The organism is Neorickettsia risticii str. Illinois (genome assembly GCF_000022525.1).
GTDB lineage: Bacteria > Pseudomonadota > Alphaproteobacteria > Rickettsiales > Anaplasmataceae > Neorickettsia > Neorickettsia risticii.
Genome location: NC_013009.1, coordinates 505286 through 523640 on the forward strand (window position 1 = coordinate 505286; position 18355 = coordinate 523640).

Annotated in this window: 16 protein-coding genes and 1 tRNA gene; 4 read left to right on the forward strand and 13 right to left on the reverse strand. The window is 40.8% G+C overall.

The window, feature by feature from the left end; genetic code table 11:
- Positions 1-270: 270 nt before the first annotated feature.
- The 3 genes from serS to NRI_RS02395 all read right to left on the reverse strand — a co-directional run bounded on the left by serS (position 271) and on the right by NRI_RS02395 (position 2987).
- Positions 271-1518, reverse strand: a complete 1248-nt coding sequence (gene serS, locus NRI_RS02385; protein ID WP_015816408.1) for a serine--tRNA ligase — start codon at positions 1516-1518, stop codon at positions 271-273.
- Positions 1519-1747: 229 nt separating this feature from the next.
- Positions 1748-2665 (reverse strand): tRNA (adenosine(37)-N6)-dimethylallyltransferase, encoded by a 918-nt coding sequence (locus NRI_RS02390; protein ID WP_015816409.1) that lies wholly within the window; start codon positions 2663-2665, stop codon positions 1748-1750.
- A gap of 13 nt (positions 2666-2678) precedes the next feature.
- On the reverse strand, positions 2679-2987 hold the full coding sequence (locus NRI_RS02395) for a hypothetical protein (protein WP_015816410.1): 309 nt from the start codon (positions 2985-2987) through the stop codon (positions 2679-2681).
- 510 nt (positions 2988-3497) lie between these two features.
- Between NRI_RS02395 and ccsA the strand changes: the two genes are divergently transcribed.
- Positions 3498-5243: a cytochrome c biogenesis protein CcsA gene (gene ccsA, locus NRI_RS02400; RefSeq protein WP_274377738.1), complete on the forward strand. Its 1746-nt coding sequence runs from the start codon at positions 3498-3500 to the stop codon at positions 5241-5243.
- Here ccsA and NRI_RS02405 read toward each other — a convergent pair.
- Positions 5240-6232, reverse strand: coding sequence for a hypothetical protein (locus NRI_RS02405; RefSeq protein WP_015816412.1), 993 nt, complete (start codon positions 6230-6232; stop codon positions 5240-5242). The genes ccsA and NRI_RS02405 overlap by 4 nt on opposite strands.
- Positions 6233-6964: 732 nt before the next feature.
- Here NRI_RS02405 and ruvA point away from each other — a divergent pair.
- Together ruvA and ruvB are read left to right on the forward strand one after the other, a co-directional pair.
- Positions 6965-7546, forward strand: coding sequence for a Holliday junction branch migration protein RuvA (gene ruvA / locus NRI_RS02410; RefSeq protein WP_015816426.1), 582 nt, complete (start codon positions 6965-6967; stop codon positions 7544-7546).
- A 311-nt stretch (positions 7547-7857) separates the two neighbouring features.
- Positions 7858-8853, forward strand: a complete 996-nt coding sequence (ruvB, locus tag NRI_RS02415) for a Holliday junction branch migration DNA helicase RuvB (RefSeq protein WP_015816428.1) — start codon at positions 7858-7860, stop codon at positions 8851-8853.
- Between the two features lie 239 nt (positions 8854-9092).
- Here ruvB and NRI_RS02420 read toward each other — a convergent pair whose 3' ends face one another.
- The 6 genes from NRI_RS02420 to rpsD form a co-directional block, all read right to left on the reverse strand.
- Positions 9093-11816 (reverse strand): 2-oxoglutarate dehydrogenase E1 component, encoded by a 2724-nt coding sequence (locus tag NRI_RS02420; RefSeq protein ID WP_041351485.1) that lies wholly within the window; start codon positions 11814-11816, stop codon positions 9093-9095.
- Between the two features lie 184 nt (positions 11817-12000).
- Positions 12001-12588 (reverse strand): L-threonylcarbamoyladenylate synthase, encoded by a 588-nt coding sequence (locus NRI_RS02425; protein ID WP_015816430.1) that lies wholly within the window; start codon positions 12586-12588, stop codon positions 12001-12003.
- Complete coding sequence (locus NRI_RS02430; RefSeq protein ID WP_015816431.1) at positions 12585-13379, reverse strand: MBL fold metallo-hydrolase; 795 nt, start codon at positions 13377-13379, stop codon at positions 12585-12587. Before NRI_RS02430 ends, NRI_RS02425 begins: the two co-directional genes overlap by 4 nt.
- Positions 13376-13579, reverse strand: a complete 204-nt coding sequence (gene iscX / locus NRI_RS02435; protein WP_015816432.1) for a Fe-S cluster assembly protein IscX — start codon at positions 13577-13579, stop codon at positions 13376-13378. The genes NRI_RS02430 and iscX overlap by 4 nt, the downstream gene beginning before the upstream one ends.
- A 241-nt stretch (positions 13580-13820) precedes the next feature.
- A tRNA-Leu gene (locus NRI_RS02445) sits at positions 13821-13903 on the reverse strand.
- Between the two features lie 9 nt (positions 13904-13912).
- Positions 13913-14530, reverse strand: coding sequence for a 30S ribosomal protein S4 (rpsD, locus tag NRI_RS02450; RefSeq protein ID WP_015816434.1), 618 nt, complete (start codon positions 14528-14530; stop codon positions 13913-13915).
- Positions 14531-14886: 356 nt separating this feature from the next.
- On the opposite strand from rpsD, the gene NRI_RS02455 reads away from it, so the two are divergent.
- Positions 14887-15423 (forward strand): cell division protein FtsQ/DivIB, encoded by a 537-nt coding sequence (locus NRI_RS02455; protein ID WP_015816435.1) that lies wholly within the window; start codon positions 14887-14889, stop codon positions 15421-15423.
- A 261-nt stretch (positions 15424-15684) separates the two neighbouring features.
- Here NRI_RS02455 and NRI_RS02460 read toward each other — a convergent pair whose 3' ends face one another.
- The 3 genes from NRI_RS02460 to NRI_RS02470 all read right to left on the reverse strand — a co-directional run bounded on the left by NRI_RS02460 (position 15685) and on the right by NRI_RS02470 (position 18338).
- Entirely contained in the window at positions 15685-16227 is a 543-nt protein-coding gene (locus NRI_RS02460; protein WP_015816436.1) for a GTP cyclohydrolase I, read from the reverse strand.
- Entirely contained in the window at positions 16211-17020 is an 810-nt protein-coding gene (locus tag NRI_RS02465) for a F0F1 ATP synthase subunit gamma (RefSeq protein WP_041351490.1), read from the reverse strand. Before NRI_RS02465 ends, NRI_RS02460 begins: the two co-directional genes overlap by 17 nt.
- Before the next feature lie 469 nt (positions 17021-17489).
- Positions 17490-18338: an FAD-binding protein gene (locus tag NRI_RS02470; RefSeq protein WP_041351492.1), complete on the reverse strand. Its 849-nt coding sequence runs from the start codon at positions 18336-18338 to the stop codon at positions 17490-17492.
- Between the last annotated feature and the right edge of the window lie 17 nt (positions 18339-18355).

Sequence of the window (18355 nt, forward strand, 5' to 3'; positions counted from 1 at the left end):
CGTAGAACGAGTGACAGAAACATACACACATTCCAGGCACCTTGTTTCAAGTCGAGCTGATAGACTCAACGAGGAAAGTACTTTCTTCCGGAAAACTCCGCAAATCACGTGAAAGGGGAAATACGATTTGCATCGACGCCATTTTTGGAACCGCATAAAGGAATTGGACAACCGCCCTGGTTCTCCTTGAACAAGGCATGTCACTAATATTAGCAAATTAAAAGGTGCACTATTCCTATCTCATAGGGACTGTTACAGCAGACAACTTACCTACTTGATAAAATCAGCACCGAACCTGCTTCTCAAGACTTCTGGAACTTCAATAGAACCATCATGCATCTGATAATTCTCCAAAATTGCAACAATAGTTCTACCAATAGCAAGAGAGCTCGCATTCAGTGTATGCAAAAAGCCCTTTTTTTTCTTGAATTTATACTTGATCGCTAATCTTCTAGATTGAAAATCCCCACAGTTGGAACAACTAGAAATCTCTCTGTAACAGCATTGAGATGGAATCCAAACCTCTATATCATATGTTTTTTTTGAACAGAAGCCAATATCACCCGAACATAAATTAACAACTCGGTATGGTAGCTTCAGCTTCTGTAATAAACCTTCAGCTATGCACAACATTCGCTCGAGTTCCTCATCCGATTTTTCCGGCTCCGTTATCGACAAAAGCTCGACCTTGCCAAACTGATGTTGCCGTATTATACCTTTAGTATCCTTACCACTGCTCCCTGCCTCAGAACGGAAACATTCACTGTAGGATGTCATCCTAAGTGGTAGTTCAGCCTCCCCAAAAAAATTATCAGACACAAAGTTTAGCAGAGTAACTTCACTTGTGGGAACCAAGCGCATTCCGCCATCCACCCTAAATGACTCTTGGGAAAACTTCGGTAACTGCCCGGCTTTATACATAGCATCTTCTTTTACCAGGTATGGTAGAAAATATTCACGGTGACCATGCTCTGTATTGTGATCAAGCATGAAATCTTTGAGCACTCTAAACAGCCTCGCCCCCTTGCCAATGAATCCCGAAAATCTCGCCCCTGAAACCTTAGCAACATTTAAAAAATCCAATATACCCAGAGCAACACCAAGTTCATCATGGGCTTTGGGTTCAAAACCAAAATCCCTAACCACACCCCATGACTTTACTACAACGTTAGATCTATCATTTTCACCTATTGGGACATCTTCAGCTAAAATGTTAGGTAAATCTAACATCATCAACTCAAGCTGCTCACAAATTTTTTGGAGATCCTCCTTAACTCTTAGAATTTCCTTATCTATCACTTTGGCTTTTTCAAAAAGCTCACCTTTGCCCTCCTGAATAACCTGAAAAGATTTGGTCAATTCGTTTTTGCTCGCTTGGAGATTATTGAGTGAAGTTACACAACTTTTTCGTTCTTCATACAGCGTAATTAGAGGTAGAGGATTAAAGCTTGCGCCCCGCCTCTTCATCATCTCAGTGAACACTTCTGGATTAGAGACTATATACTCGAGATCATTCATCGTTCATTTTGCCTGTGCGACTCAATGAAAATATACCGCCTAACGTAGTCAGTTTGTACTCTTAGGACATGATTCGCAGTAACACAACACCGAAGGACTTCTTCTGACAACCTAGAAAACCTTAACAACCGCCAGGGAGGTTCAAATAAGATACCTAAGTGGCCAACTTTATGGGAAAGCAGCTTTTCTCATTAATTCTCTTATTTAGTCTCGTAAACTATGCTAGACGTTAGAGAAGTATTTCCCCTAAAATGTACCTCTCAGCATCCTGAGGTTGGTCAAAAACTTTAATTTTATTAAACTTGTTTCTAAACCAGGTTAACTGCCTTTTGGCGTAATTACGAATGCTTCGCTGACCCATTGCGAGCATGCGCTCGAAGGTGATTTCATCTCTTAAATATGAGGCTATCTCTCTAAAACCACATATGGTTGTCACCGCACGATTTCTAAAAGCCGCTTTATTTTCAACAACCGAGGCTACCTCATTTATCGCACCTGAATTCACTGCTTCGAGAAACCTCTCATTTATTTTTAAGTAAAGAGAGTCTCTATCCGATGGGATAATGGATACAACGTCAATGGAATCATACGGAATCTTGTATACGGAAGACTCGCGATACAACTCCTGAATCGTTTTACCAGTATACAGAAAGTATGCAACATCCCTCAGCATCTTATATGGATCGCACGAAAACTGAGATAAATCCTTACCTGCTTTACGAACAAAGCGATCAAGAAAACCAGAGGGACCAAGATTCTCAAGCTCCACAGAAAGCTCTCGCACCAGACAATCGGGCAAGGAAGGAAGAAGATTAATCCCATTTATCAGGGAATACACATACATTGGTGTCCCACCAACAATTAAAGGTATGCCTTTCTGCTCCCAGACACTTTGGAGACAAGCAGCACAATCACGCATCCAAGAAGCAACTGATGGAACAAATTCATCAAAAACCGACAAATACCCGTAGAGCATACCGCAAGAAGCCTGACTAGTCAAAATGGGCAACTCCCTATAAACCTGCTTTGAGTCGGCGTTAACAATCACAAGACTATCAGACACCTGACCGACCGCACACGCGACAGAAGTCTTCCCAGAAGAAGTAGGCCCTGTAAGAACAAGAACCCTCCGACTTGCATTGGGCATGGCAAAGTGGCTCCTACTGCACCAGCTCCTCTTCTTTCTGGTGAATCTCTTCAGAGTCGCACTCTTCCTGCTGCGAATCTCCTTTACTCCTTCTCACACCACGCATCACACCAGTAGGAATCTTCTCAAAGGTTTGCGTCCTGCGATTCCAAAAATACTTCCTCATGATCAACTTAGATTCAAACAAAATAACCTGATCATTACTATCGATCAACATATCCTGATCCCCAAGAACAACAGCATTATAGTACATCTCCTGCAACTTGTTCCTGAAAGCCTGCCTTATCGAATAATCCTCTTCGAATCCTACTTCTTCACTCATATTATTTCCACGATCAAATATTAAAACACAAAGGGTATACTTTATTACAATAAAAGCATATTAACTCATGAATGTAAATATCTATTTAACTAGACTAATTTAATAATTAAAAAACAGCTTTTATTAGAAACACCAAGAACACCCAGAAGACACCGACAAACCAAAACTCACTCCCATAAATGCTAGAAATATGAGCGAAAGAGCAGAAGTCCGTACAGATCTTCGGTAATACCTTAAATAACATAAGTTAATATTGAATAAACTAGAAATTCCCTTTATTCTAATAGAGAATGCTTTAGTATAGCAACTAACGCATCTCGGAAAAACTGCTGGACCCCTATCAAAAATAACTTATCCTTTTTTGACAGCTGGTCAACTATTTTACTTAAACAACTTAAATGCGTCATGTATAATCCATAGATGATACCACCATCGTGCATATCGATGCTCACAACAATTCATTACTATCTTGGAACAACACTGCTTTTTCTCAGTCTATTCTCTAGTCTCATGAGAAAACCCGGGGCGTTGTTTTTCTTGAATTCGATCATTTTCATCATTCTTTTTCACGCACATCTATCAAATAATTTTCTCCTGCAAAGCGTATACTCAAGCTCTCACACAAACCTTCCATTTTATTACAAACTCGTAGCAAGCTGGACAACCCATGAGGGATCTATGATCCTATGGATCTGGTCACTTTCACTATATTTATTTATATTTTCAAGAAAATATAGAAACTCACAAATTTACCAAGGCGTTATAACAATACAATCTTACATTGCATCCATATTCCTATTGTTCACAATTTATTCGAGTAATCCGTTCAAACTCTTCATTCTTGCCCCCTCTGAAGGCACTGGGCTGAAACCGATTTTACAAGATACAGCTCTCATGATCCATCCACCAATTCTCTATCTTGGGTATGTGGGAACCTCAATCTGTTTTTCAATTGCAATAGCGATTTTACTAACGGGAAAATCTGGAAAAGAAGAGTTTAAGCTGTTGAACGTCTCTCTTCTACTCGCATTTACCTTTTTGACACTCGGTATAGCACTTGGCGGATGGTGGTCATACAGGGAACTTGGATGGGGAGGGTTTTGGTCTTGGGACCCAGTGGAAAATATATCATTATTCCCATGGTTACTTATGCTTGGTGCAATACACTCGTCATTTCTATCAATTAAAAAAGGGAAGTCTCAAGCTCTTTCCGTAGGACTTTCAATCCTCGGATTTGTCACAGCAACATTCGGTACCTTTATCACTAGAATGGGCATTACAGATTCTCTTCACACATTCAACACGAGCGCAGAAAGTGGAATGTACTTATTGATGATAACCAGCCTATTATCAATAACCTCAGCAGTTATTTTCATTGCAAAATTCCGTATTCTCCGTAGCAGCGACATGAGCAGCAACACCGATACAGACTCAAGAGACTATCTAATGTCAGCACAGAGCATTTCGTGTCTTGGATTGTTTATAGTGTTATTTTTGGCAACACTTGCACCAAAGTTCTCTGAGATACTTGGCTACGATTCCGTTTACATAATGCAATCTTTTTACAACACTGTTTCCGGAGAAGTTGCTGGAACCTTAGCGGTCTGTGTTTGCCTGTTTATTGTACTTAAAAGCAAGGAAAAGTGGATAAAATTCATCGTATTAACCCTGGCTGCGATAGCACTCTCATTAGGAAATTTCGTAAACATTCTTACTGCTTTTCTCTCGATTTCGGGAATGATGACGATGCTCAGTCTCCTGGCCAAACATGTAAAAGACCTACAACAGGAGGGTAGCATAAAAGGGATCTTCTCAGCAAAAAGAAGTGCTTTCTTTCTGACACACTTTGGGTTTGGATTATTTCTTTACTCAGTGGCTGGATTTGCATCAAATTCATTGGAAAACAAACAATACTTTCAGGTAGGAGAGCAACTTACAGTAAAACAGCATGTTATAAAGCTCATAGATTGTAACAAAATCAACAACGATCTTTTTTCCGGTGTAAGGGCTGCTTTTACCATCGATGGAAAAGCCAAATTAGAACCAGAATTACGATTTTATAGGAATGAAAATGCTCTTAATGCAGAGTCAGACACCTTCCACTATCCGTTGAGTGATATACAGATCCTAATAACTGGTGTAGACGAAACCTTGGGACTCGCAGTAGAAATTTATTATAGAGACAAGATACAGCTAATCTGGCTGGGACTAGCGCTAATTATACTGGGGACGACACGCAAGTTACTCATTCGTTAATCCGGGATTGATTGCACTCCAAGCGTTTCCGTACAATCACCCTTCTCAATAGCACGCTTCACATCACCGCTTTCCATCTCAAAACGAGTTTCTACGTTTATATATTCGATAACAGCGGAAATGGCTTTAAAAACACCCAGACAAAGAACAAGGACAACGCAAACCGCTTTAATAGTAAACCCAAGAGGAAAGGTACCATGGGAATCTTTATCTATCTCGATTACAGCATTGCTTTCCATGCCTTGAAGTACTTTAGCAACTGTGGCACAGATCCCTATACAAAGGGAAAATAGAGGAAGCGAGATATACGAAAATACACCGGCAGCTTTATGTTGCGACTTTTTATTCCCGGTAGTAATATCTTTACGGCGCCTTTCATCGGCCGCGATCACCCTTAAAACGGAAGCAGCAAGTAATATAGCTAGAGCGACAAGATCTATAAGGCATTGGGCACTAAAGGGCATTCCCCAGGATTTATGTAGCCCTCTGAACCCATAGGGATGGAATATCTCAGCAATTGTAAGAACCTGGTTAACAAGGAAAACCGAGGTTGCAAGGATTTCCAATGCAGAACTGCCATTAACAATTGAAGAAGTACTCTCAGCACAACGCTCTACTGCATAGAAAAGCTCTGTATCACTGATCTTTGCATCAGAGTTTTCTAGTAGTTTCCGTAACCGTGCCTTTTTACCGCTAATATACGCTGAAGATACAACACTCAGAACAAGTGATGTGAGCACCAATAAAAGCGCTGCGAACTCGACAAAGGTCCAGATTTTGCCCTTCAGTTCACTTCTAAACAAACCCCTCTGATTCAGTACTGATACAAACGAAACGAACACCAGAGAGGCTATGCTCTGAATAACAGCGGAAACCGCAACAACCGCTTCTGCTTTTTTTACCTTTGTGTATTGACTAAGCAATTCACTGGACTGAGTACTCTGAAGAAGCTTATATTTGCTCTTCTTTTTTCTATTATTACCAAACATCAAAATCCTCCAACGAAAGGAAGGTAAATCAACTAACCATAAAACAGACGATAAAGGAAAGAGTGGACATCCCAGTCGAATTATCACACAGCACAACAGACAGGGATTACTGTCCAAAAGGAGGATCCTTTAGTTCTCCAGTAAAAAAATCTAAAACTCGGGCACAGGTCCAGCTGTGAAAAGTGGGTGAAAAAGAACCTGCGGAGTTAAGCTAATTATAGCATATTTACGGTAAGAAAGAATCTTTAGGCTACCCATTTATGATCCTCTACTATATGGCAATTTTTCTTTTGATCGGTAAAGTTGAAAAACCACTGGAATATAAATTGCAGATCTATTAACCCTGATTCTACACATAAGGATTAGACTTTCCATAATCTAAAAAACACTGCCTATGTCCTCCATGTCCTTGACGAAGATTTAATTTTATTCTCAAAGTATAAAAATATTATTCAATTACCATATGTTTTATACTATTATTTTCCAGAGCCAATTGCTAATGGCTTTATAATGGAACACCTGCTTTATCACTTGTCTTTTAACTTGTCTTTTATTGTGCGACCAAATAGAATCATCCATGTCCTGAGCGTTTAGATATAATCGGGCATCGTCTGCGCTGCGTGTGTCTTCAGCCAGAGAAAGCGCGTAAACACTCTTTGCGCTTAATCTGCCACTAGATTTACTCTTTACAGTGTTACTTTACTTATTTTATCGCTAAAATCTTTTCTTCCAATGATAGGTAAACTCACAGGCACGGTAACAGACCTATGCCAAGAATCTCTTATATTAGACGTAGGCGGAGTAGGATATAACGTATTTACAACACGTAGACTGATTGACAGTCTTCGTACTGGGCAAAATCTATCTTTGTACATAGAGCATTATTTCTCCGAGAATATAAACAAACTTTACGGATTTGAATGCAAAAAATCGCAAGAAGTAGCGAGAATGCTGAGCAAAGTAAAGGGAATAAACTATAAGATTGCTCTGAGTCTGCTAAATCATCTCGAACTAGGAGAGCTGATCCTAGCAATTCAAAATAAAGATGAATCTCGGTTAAAAATCAAAGGTATAGGAGAGAAGCTAGTAAAACGCATCATCACAGAAACGTATGAAGACTTCTTGAAGTTAGACTTACAACTTCCTGGAACTGTTTCTTCGACAAATATACATATAGTAAGTGAGGCCGTATCTGCACTAGTAAAGCTAGGTTTTCAACATAAACCCTCCCATAAAGTGGTTATGGAAATCATGACAAACCAACCTGCAATTGAAATAGCTGAACTGATCACACTAGCACTCAAAATGCTGTAGTCTTTAAATAATTGATAAGATATTAAAAGAGCGGAAAACATCTCTGCGACTTTAATGACATGACTAAATACAGTCCCGTTCGGTAAATTAGCAACACAGTTCCATTACAATGATCATTTCAGCAATAAAAAAGTACGGTAACTACTGATGAAAAACCCATTCTAATTGAAAATGCCTTAGTGAATTAGCTACATACGGTAATTCAGCTAAACACATCAGAAATTCAAGGAAAATAAGACTATCATCACCACTATGTTGGTGATGGAAAGTATAGTAAAGTTACGTTATCTTCTGGGCCCGACCAAGAGAAAGTGCGAGATAGTATATTTGAGCAAGAGGAGACTTTCCAGGACCTTTCACTTAGACCGAAATCTATTAAAAAGTTCGTTGGACAGAAGCGTGTCATAGAAAACTTGCAAGTTTTTATAGACTCCGCGCAAAAAAGGAATGACTCTCTCGATCATGTACTTTTCTGTGGTCCACCAGGCCTCGGAAAAACAACATTAGCACACATCATAAGTAACGAGCTTGAAAGTAGAATCCACACAACCGCTGGACCGCTTCTTTCAAAGGCCGGTGATATTGCAGCAATACTTACAAACCTGCACAAAAATGACATCCTTTTCATAGATGAAATACACAGGCTACCTTCAGCTGTAGAAGAAGTCCTCTATCCCGCTATGGAGGACTACCACCTTGATCTCATTGTCGGAGATGGACCAGCAGCAAAGAGTATTAGAATAAATCTAGCTAAATTCACACTAGTTGCAGCAACTACGCGCGTAGGGATGCTCTCCAATCCGCTCAGAGATAGATTTGGTATTACACTTAGGCTTGACTTTTATACTGTAAATGAACTACTTCAACTTCTTCAGCAAGCGGCAGAGAGGTTGTCTGTTAATATAGAAAATGGTGCCATGATAGAGCTCGCAAAACGCTCTAGAGGAACACCGAGAATCGCTCTCAGATTACTTAAGAGGATGCGTGACTTCCTTGAAGTCAGCGATTTTGATGTCATCACTCCTGAATTTGCAGACCTAGCACTGAATAAGATGGAGGTAGACCAATTCGGTTTAGATAAGTTAGACTACACCTATATGCACTTCATAGCAGAAAATTATTCTGATAATCCAGTGGGTGTAAAAACTATTGCTGCCGCAATCTCGGAAAAAGAGGATTCGATAGAGGAGTTAATAGAACCATACTTGATAAAAATAGGCTTTCTGAATCGTACACAACGGGGTCGCCGCCTAACAAGAAAAGCATTAGACTACTTATCAACAATTAGCCTAACAAGGCCGCCATGAAAAAAGATTCTTTGTAAAGTGTAAACTTACATTTGCTTTTGTTCTGCAGGTGGGAATGATGCATTCAGTGTTCTTCTTGGAAAAAGTCTGAGTAAGAGATATGCCTATTACCAAAATGAGTCCGCAAACCAAAGTAACGCATACCGAAGAGCTCGCACATGGGTAAGCTGCGTTTACAAGCTGGAGTAAGAGCAAACCCTCACCACGACCCCCCAGCTAGAAAACTGTCTTCACTTCTCCTAGATGCTAATAGCTTCCTTAACTAGGGCAGCTTGGTTAGCAATATGATTATCCATGAAACCTTCTGACGGAACCGGATAGTAATCCCGGCCAATATACCTTAACTTCTTCGAATAGCGCTCTTCGAATACCTGAAACATGAAAGACCATCCACCCATATTTTTCGGCTCCTCTTGACACCATACAAACTCTGCATTCCTATGCGCACCCAAAATTTCACGAATTTCACGATCTGGAACTGGGTAAAGTTGCTCCACCCTCACTAGTAGTATGTCCTCTGAATTGAGTTCTGCCCGAAGATCATAATAAACCTTACCACTACAGAAAATCACCCTACGAATTTTCTTAGTATTACTACAATAATCACTAATTATAGGCCTGAATCTCCCTTCATAGAATTCCTCTAACTTTGAAACAGCCATTTTATGTCTAAGCAGTGACTTAGGGGTGAAAACCACCAAAGGTCTTACTATCTCACTAAGAACTTGTCTACGCAGAACATGAAAAAAATTTGCTGGAGTTGTACAATTCACTACACGCATATTATTGTCAGCAGCAAGTTGCAAGAACCTTTCAATTCTCGCGGATGAATGTTCAGGGCCTTGGCCTTCATGCCCATGCGGAAGCAACATAACTAGACCACTTCTGCTAAGCCATTTTGACTCAGCAGAGGAAATAAACTGATCTATAATGATCTGAGCACCGTTGGCAAAATCACCAAATTGCGCCTCCCATAACACAAGTGTCTTTGGATTAATAAGACTGTAACCGTACTCGAACCCCAGTGCAGCATATTCAGATAGTGGTGTGGCAACCACTTGCATTTTTGCTACGTCGGAAATGTGATTCAGCAGGCACAGCTCTTCCCCTGTAGACTGAGACGTGAGAACAGCATGCCTATGCGAAAAAGTACCCCTTTTACAATCCTGTCCAGCAAGCCTTACTGACATCCCCTCATTCAGTATTGTCGCAAAAGCAAGATTCTCTCCATTTCCCCAATCTATATCACACCCAGAGAGAATAGTTTCTTCTCTCCGTAAGAGCAATCTCAGTACTTTGGAATTAACATCAAATCCTTCAGGAACATGGTTAAGCTTTTCAGAAAGAGAAAAAAGAACTTCTTTAGTTACCTTCGTTTCCACTTCAGGCTCATCACGACCTTCCTGCCCAAGGTATTGCTCCCAGCCTTTCTGGATCAAACCCTCATAGCTAGGTTTATAAGTCTTAGCTTCCTTCAGCTCTTTATCGAGAAGCCCCCTGAAATTTTGAGTAAGCTCCACAAATTTATCTTGTGAAATAACACCTTCCTTTATAAGCCGCTCAGCGTATATATCAACCGACCGTTTGTGCCCCTCAATCACGTCGTACATCTCTGGCTGAGTGAACTTTGGCTCGTCGATTTCATTATGCCCATAACGACGGTAAGAGATTATATCAATTATAGCACTCTTATTAAATGTATTTCTGAACTCTGCAGCAAGTAAGGTGACATAAAATACTGCCTCCGGATCATCTCCATTGACATGAAAAATAGGAATATCAAATGACTCTCCAATGAAAGAAGGATAATGCTGCTTTCTGACATCCCGTGGTGAAGTAGTAAAACCTATTTGGTTATTAAGTATAATGTGGATCACGCCCCCTGATTCATAGTTAGGTAACTCTTCCAAGAGCATGGTTTCATATACCACTCCTTGCCCAGAAAATGCAGCGTCACCATGTAAAAGCACAGGAAAGACTACCGCACCAGAATCTTTAGCAGCACGCGCAGCACCAACAAGCACTGGGTCAACAGAATCTAGATGCGACGGATTGTGCAATAACCTCGCAAATATAGTCTTTTCACTCAGAAAAGGTTTCCGCTCACAAGAAAACCCGTAATGGTATTTTACATCACCGTGAATTTGACATCCCTCCGGGAAAGGTGACTTACCTTCAAAACCATGGAATAGAGCCCTATATTTCTTCCCGAATGTGTTAACCAGAGAATTCAGCCTCCCCCTGTGAGACATCCCTACCATAACATCCGTATATCCAGCATTAGCTGCAACTTCTATTATGGATTCCAGTGCAACTAGTGCAGTATCACATCCTTCAACGGAAAAGCGTTTAACACCCCTAAACTTGGTGTTAACAAATTCCTCAAGCCCATTTACCCTTATTAGTACATCTAGAAGAGCAAGCTTATGTGATGTCTCAAAACCTATGCGACAGAACGGTCTACCTTCAAGCCTCTCTTTGAGCCAAGTAACTTCATTATTATCGCTTAGATGCATAAATTGCACCCCGATGTGTCCACAATAAACGGCATGCATTTCACACACGATCTGCTCCACTGTGAACCCACTTGAAAGACTACACGATACATCACTCAATCCATGAAACTCCGGGTTAAGCTCTGGCCTAACAATTGGCTTAACTAACCCAAGAAGATCCAAATCAGCAGCGAGGTAACCAAACCTCCGGTATGCATCCTTCAAATCTTTGATCTTTATGTCAAGTAGACATTGCTCACTAACCGCAATTTCTCTAACAGCCCCATTATCCACTCGAACGAACGACATGTTCGAGGACCCACTCTGACCAACAGAGCGTTTCACATATCCCCCCGATTCGAAAAAAGTTCTCCAACTTGGATCAACAGAATTAGGACTATCAAGATAGGCCTGGTGAACTTTCTTCAATAACTCATCATCTGCAACTTTCATGCACGTTCCCTTCATGCACCCTAGAGGCGCTAATCCTATCTGATATTAGACTATAACTTTTAGAAGTGAGCAATATTTTTGATGAATGAATACACCAAATAGAATTTCACTCAGTGAAATTTTTCTACATTCCTGAGATTCTAAATTGGCAAATGTAGAGTTTATAATGATAAACGCCGTCTGAGAACTGCAAAGCACTCTATTCTACAAACTCTGAATTTTCGACGAACGGAGTGCTGAACGCTCCTTTTCGTACTAAAACAGCTCTTTTCCCAGAAATGTCAATAATGGATGAAGCAGTACCTTTAACTCCACGGTTATCACATATAATACGACTGACTCTTTTTTTCATATAACTACCTATTTGAGTAAAACTGCTCACCGCTGGTCTACCTGAGAGATTTACGCTGGTAGCAAAAACTGGCCGGTTGAATCCTCTGAGGATTTTAAGCGCTACTTTCGAGTCCGGAACTCTCACTGCAACCTTCTCTGGAAACCTGAATCTTAGGTGAGCGCTTTTCTTACGCTTAAGTATGAACGTCACTGGACCAGGACAACATTCTTTTATCAGCCTTGCTTGAGATTCATTAAATGACGCAAAGCTTTCCAACTGTGAAATACCTGCCACCATAACAGGTAAGTTCTTTTTGATATTTCTTTGTTTAATATCGTATATCCGCAACATAGCACGATAATTTGATGCATCACAAGCAAGCGCATACACAGTCTCAGTTGGAAAGATAACAACCCCACCAACACGTAGCAAACTAACTGTCTCAAAGATCATATCTCCAAAAAGAGACCATCGTGTGCTGGCATCACATGACTGACACCACTGACTTTTAGCCTGGTAACCAGATCGTCGTACGCTAACTTATGCGTCATGTGGGTGAAAAAGGCACTTTTCGGTCGTACGAGATTTATATACTCCAAAGCTTCGACAAAATTGGAGTGAGCATAGGACCCTTCATAGTCAAAGCACTCAATAACAAAAACCTCTAGCTCGAGGGACTTCATAATATCAAGGGCACGATTCGGTATTAAACGAACATCAGTACAATACGCAAACTTTCCATTCAGAATAATTCCACAACTGTTTATATTGCCATGTGTTTGGGGGAAAATCATGCAAAGCATATCCCCCACAGCAAACTCCTCGTAGTACGGGACAACGCTTGCGCTAAGGTAACATCTTTTCCACATTGCATTGCTTAAATGTTCTGGCTTGAAAAGATACCCATAGAGATTCTCCATGTGAGATATAGTAAATTCATCACTGAACACGTGAATACAATTCCCCTCTGAGGTGGCAAAGGAAGAAAGCTCATGAGTTCCAGCGTGATGATCGAAGTGTATGTGAGTGTAAAAAACCTGATCTACACTCGAGAACCCCTCACGCATTGCCTGGGCCCGTAAATCCGGTGAAGCGTCTATGAGTAAACGAGTAGAAGAAGTCTCTACAAGAACGGAACACCTTGTTCTTGTATCAAGCGGATTACTTGATAAACATACCGAACATGCACAACCTAAAACTGGTACACCTGAAGAATTGCCACAACCTAAAACCGTAACCCTCATTCCCTGTCTTCCCGCTCAGAAATCCAAGCCGCTTGTATGGATTCTAGTATTCTCTCATTGCAAGCATCGGGATGGTCATCAAAACCCTCCAGTGAAAGAATCCACTTGCGCAGATCAGTAAATCGAAGATTAACATTGTCCTTATCGGAATAACGGAGCTCTAGGGCACTTGCTATATCCTCGAAATCATTCCATTTCATTTAACAAAACAAAAACAATAGAACCTGCGCCAGAGACAGCACATTCAACTCCACAAATTCCACACACCAGCACAAGATTGTAGCCCGCGCTTTAACGCAAGTACACCAAAGCCTGACCGACCCCTATTTGCAAAAGACAGAGACAGCAGACCCGCTGACAAACGCACAATACAGCACACAACTCTGCCCAGCAAAATGACAAATGACATACCAAAGCCACCATATAAATAAACTCTGGAAATACCCATGGGGAGAGTTGAACTCCCAAGGCCAAAAGGCCCACGGATTTTAAGTCCGCTACGTCTACCGTTCCGTCACATGGGCAGAAGAACCTTACATCTTACTAGAAAAATACTCGGTCACCAAGTTCGGCTCCATTACAACAGGATATGGGACATCCTCAAATTTTGGCAAAACCAGCAGTTTAACAGATCTCTTTTCTCTATTCACTTCCAAATAGTGTGGACTTTCAGAATTCGAACTAAGTGCGGCAACAACACAAGGAATATTGCTAGCCCTATCCCTTATCTGGACGACGTCTCCCTCTTTCAAGGTAAAGCTGCAAATGTTTACTATTTCCCCATTAACGGTGACATGCTTGTGCGATACCAACTGTCTAGCAGCAAAAATCGTCGGAACCATACCAGACCTGTATAGAACTGAGCTAACACGGCTTTCAAGAAGAGAAATTAAATTATCATTCGTATTGCCCTTACCCCTATAGGCCTTACCGAATACGTTCGCGAACTGCTTTTTCCCAATAACATAGTAAGTTCTGAAAGCGCGTTGCGCAGCATTCTGCTTATAAAAATCCGAAATCTTCTTTACTGGGGCTCTCCCATGCTGTCCTGGACCATAATTCCTTTTATGCACTGGATCCTTCTGCGACCCCCAGAGACTTGCTTTCATCTGCCTGCTTACCCTGAACTTTCTTCTTATCGTAGTTGTCATGGTCGTATAAAATCACCAGTTACTTCTAACATGTCACGACCTTTTGAGCAACAAAGAAACAAATATTTCTCTAACTAAAGAGGGCATAATCTTGTAGCAATCTATAAAAAGCATGAGTAAAGTAGTATTGTGACTCGCCTCGAAATATACATACAGTCATTAAGATCTAGATATCAAAGGAATGAAAATCAGGTGGCTACACAAAAGCAAGACATTACCTATACACTTTTCTCAACGAAATATCCCAAGGAGATTCTTCGTTGATTTAATAGTTGAATGAGCGTTACTAACTCAACGAGGTATGGCTTGCTCGTTTTGTATTACCTACTAGACCTAGTTTTGGTACTCAGAAGACTATGAGTAAAAGAATTAAAAAATCCTTTACTTTACTATCTTGTTTGCTTTTCTCCTTGATCTGTATATTCGGAGGAATAAGTCTCACAAGTAAATTAAAGCACCTTTTTAATACTCTGCTTATAGAGAACGGATACACCGTGAGTAAAGTAGAGACCAGAGGCTGTAATTATATGGATAAACAACAGGTATTCTCGTTTGTTGAACAGTATAAAGGCGGGAATATACTCTCAGTTCCACTTACTGAAATAAGAAACAAAGTTCTTCAAGAGAAATGGGCTGCCAAAGCATCCGTAATAAGGAAATTACCCAATACGATCATAATCATAGTTGAGGAGTATAAACCGCTTGCACTGTTGAACGATGATAGTGTGATAGCTGACGACTTAGTCACTATCATTCCGTTAAAAACCCCACAGGAAAGAAAACGTTTCCGCAACCTCATGAGAATCGAATCAAATAGTTTAAACAAAGGGATACAATTACTGGCAGAATTGCGCGAAAAAATGAGGAAGGAAGACTTTAATCAACTTACATAGGTCCAAGATCCACCTAGCGAAAACCGCAACCCGACACTCAAAGGTAATAAGATGATGCCCATCAATAAGAAAGCACACACAAAACGTGGAAGAACATGAAAATCCCTTCGTGAGGAGGAAAGGCGTGATGCGCACAGATAACAAACTCCTTGAAACAACCCTGCAGCCCTATAGAAGGATGCACCAGTTATCCGGAGCGTCACGCAACACAATTTCAGAGAGTATTATCCCCAAAAATTTCCAACTAACAGGAATGAGAATTTATTTTAAGATAGAAAAAAATTCTTGAACTTCTCCTTTGGCATTAGCAGCGAAAGCCCCTCTTTTTGCTACAGTCTCAAAGACCGAGGTATTATGCGCTACGCAGGCATGCCTGGCCGAAGCATACACTATTACCCCTTTTGGGGACAGAGACTCCTCAATCGCAAGTGCAATCTGAGCACAAATTCTCTCTTGTAACTGCAATCTTTTAGTACAAGCACTTACCAATCTTCCTAGACTCCCAAGACTTGTGATACTTTTATCTGGAATGTATCCGATAGAAATATATCCAGAAATAGGTAAAACATGGTGTTCACAAAAAGACAAAAAGGGAGTCCTTTTTAGCACGAGCAAAGACTCACCTTCGTCAGGATTTTCCATTCTTGCAACAAGGGAGGAGAAGTCGCTGCATGCGTAACCCGAAAAATAGTTTGCAAACATCTTGAGAAATAGGTGTGACGCACCACGTAGCCCTAGGTGATCAGTCTCACCTACCCTTGCACCTGGAAAATCCTGGACACCACCCTCAGATAACTTCTGCACCACTGACAACCTCTATCAATTCCTTTGTAATCTTCTCCTGCCTTGCGCTGTTATAGCGACGTCTCAGCTTATCACCGACTTCCTGGGCATTCTTAGTTGCGCCATCCATTGCAAGCATTCTGCTCATGTTTTCACTTACCTTTGCTTCTCTTAGGCATACGTAAAGTTGTGCACACACATATTTAATATAAAGGAACGCAAACAACTGCTTATGTTCTGGCTCAAGGTATGAAGTACGCTCATCATGAAAGACAAAATCACTGGCTGCAGGTATTCTAAGTAACACAGAGTGCATATTCATCGCACTCTCGTACTTAGTGTAGAGACAATGAAAAACAGCGCTACTACCTAAGCTGGTAACCACCCTATTGAGAAAGTGGAAATCTACCTCGCTGCCTGAAGTATTTGTGTGCACAGATGGAAATTGCTCAGCAAAAAAAGAAATTTTCTTTCCGATAAAGTAAAATGTAGCACCCCTATCCCTAAACTCGTCAGCAAGACTGCGTAGATGCCTAATCAATGAAGAATTATACCCACCACACAACCCTCTATCCGCAGAAAAAGCAACCAACACATCTCCTTGCGTTGGAATATCTGAAGAAGATCTTTCTTCACGAAATTTGCCAAATATCTCCAAAGATCGTAGCACCTCGTCTCTATAACGACGCGCAGCTATCAGCGAAATTCTTGCCTGTTTGAGTTTCGACGTGGCAATCATTTGCATCACTCTGGTAATCTTTTTCGTAGAATTTACGCTGTTAATCCGGAGTAAAAGGCTCTTCAGATCCGACACTTGACGATATAAAATAAGCAGTAGGCCTATAGCATAATAGCAGCTCCGTGGATTTTTTAAACACCAAAGGAATAAACCTCTCTTACTTTTTCGTGGCTAGATTGTTCACAAAGGTGCGTGAAGCAACACTTGACCTCAATTTCATAAAGACAGAAAGCCAATAACTCAGAAAACCCCGTACAGCCAACCCTTACACTCTTGGAGGTGTCCAAAAGAGACGATAAAACGAGACAGTCTACTTTCCAGTACTGATACAATCTAGTCAAGCGGATGATTTTACACATTAAACGACTCTTCTAGCACTCACATGCATTGCATATTCATCAGTTAGTTAGAGCACACATTTTTTCTAGAACAAAAGACCCAGGATAAGCACATTATGCACACCTTACATCCATCACTGTGTGAAACGAAATTACGTAGATGAACTTTTTGCGTTATTCATTATTCCCCGCTCATGAATAAAGTCTCATATGAAAACCACCGAGAAATCCAAGGTAACTCCCAATCTGTTTTTTACCCCATTCCTTACAATGTAACAAAGCTCTACAAGTGGATCAGCTGTTTTGCACCCACCATTTACGATGAAATTGTTGTACTTTTCGGAAATCCTTGCACACCCTAAAGAAAACCCTGCATATCCAGCCTTGGCAATAAGCTCACAGGCTTTTTGTTCTGGTGGATCCTGAAAAACCGAACAGGCTGATTCAGAAAATGCAGGTTGGAAATCCTGGCTTTTTCTTAACATCTCGAGTGTCAGAAGTTTTATCTTCTCCTTCTGCATCCTACATCCAGCATCGAAAACTGCTTCAACACAGATGTAATTCTTCGGCAATGAATTGCCTCCATTTTTAAAACCTATTTCCTCACGAGAAAGTGTGAGCATCTCTCCGTTCTCATCAATAAAAGTTGCAGCTACTAAAAGGTCTGAGCTCCTCTGATCATAAGCACCCGCATTCATTGTGATAGCACTTCCGACAGTCCGGTGCATAACCGCAAAAAACTCAAAGGCACCAATCTCATTCTCAAGTGCAAATCTCGCCAGACTCGATGTCAGTACTGCCGCCCCGACTTTCACTTTTCCGTCTGCGTATGATACATACTCGAATCCTCTTCCCAGTTTCAGAATGGGCTTGTCTAACACTTGGCCCGCAAGAATATTGGACCCAGCACCTATAACATGGAAATTGTGACTCTTAGCGAAATGCACAACTTCATTTACATTTGCTGCGTAAAGCAACTTGGCCTTACCTCCAACTCCGAGCCGAGTGTATCTACTTAACTCAACTTCTTTCACCTTATACTTTGCGTTGCGCAAGATTCATAGAAATAAAA

Excerpts from the sequence above, each read along its gene's own strand:
- NRI_RS02455 (WP_015816435.1), top strand. The coding sequence starts at position 14,887 with ATGAGTAAAAGAATTAAAAAATCCTTTACTTTACTATCTTGTTTGCTT.
- serS (WP_015816408.1), bottom strand. The coding sequence starts at position 1,518 with ATGAATGATCTCGAGTATATAGTCTCTAATCCAGAAGTGTTCACTGAG.
- NRI_RS02405 (WP_015816412.1), bottom strand. The coding sequence starts at position 6,232 with ATGTTTGGTAATAATAGAAAAAAGAAGAGCAAATATAAGCTTCTTCAG.
- ruvA (WP_015816426.1), top strand. The coding sequence starts at position 6,965 with ATGATAGGTAAACTCACAGGCACGGTAACAGACCTATGCCAAGAATCT.
- NRI_RS02420 (WP_041351485.1), bottom strand. The coding sequence starts at position 11,816 with ATGAAGGGAACGTGCATGAAAGTTGCAGATGATGAGTTATTGAAGAAA.
- iscX (WP_015816432.1), bottom strand. The coding sequence starts at position 13,579 with ATGAAATGGAATGATTTCGAGGATATAGCAAGTGCCCTAGAGCTCCGT.
- NRI_RS02395 (WP_015816410.1), bottom strand. The coding sequence starts at position 2,987 with ATGAGTGAAGAAGTAGGATTCGAAGAGGATTATTCGATAAGGCAGGCT.
- rpsD (WP_015816434.1), bottom strand. The coding sequence starts at position 14,530 with ATGACAACTACGATAAGAAGAAAGTTCAGGGTAAGCAGGCAGATGAAA.
- NRI_RS02425 (WP_015816430.1), bottom strand. The coding sequence starts at position 12,588 with ATGATCTTTGAGACAGTTAGTTTGCTACGTGTTGGTGGGGTTGTTATC.
- NRI_RS02430 (WP_015816431.1), bottom strand. The coding sequence starts at position 13,379 with ATGAGGGTTACGGTTTTAGGTTGTGGCAATTCTTCAGGTGTACCAGTT.
- ccsA (WP_274377738.1), top strand. The coding sequence starts at position 3,498 with ATGAGAAAACCCGGGGCGTTGTTTTTCTTGAATTCGATCATTTTCATC.
- NRI_RS02390 (WP_015816409.1), bottom strand. The coding sequence starts at position 2,665 with ATGCCCAATGCAAGTCGGAGGGTTCTTGTTCTTACAGGGCCTACTTCT.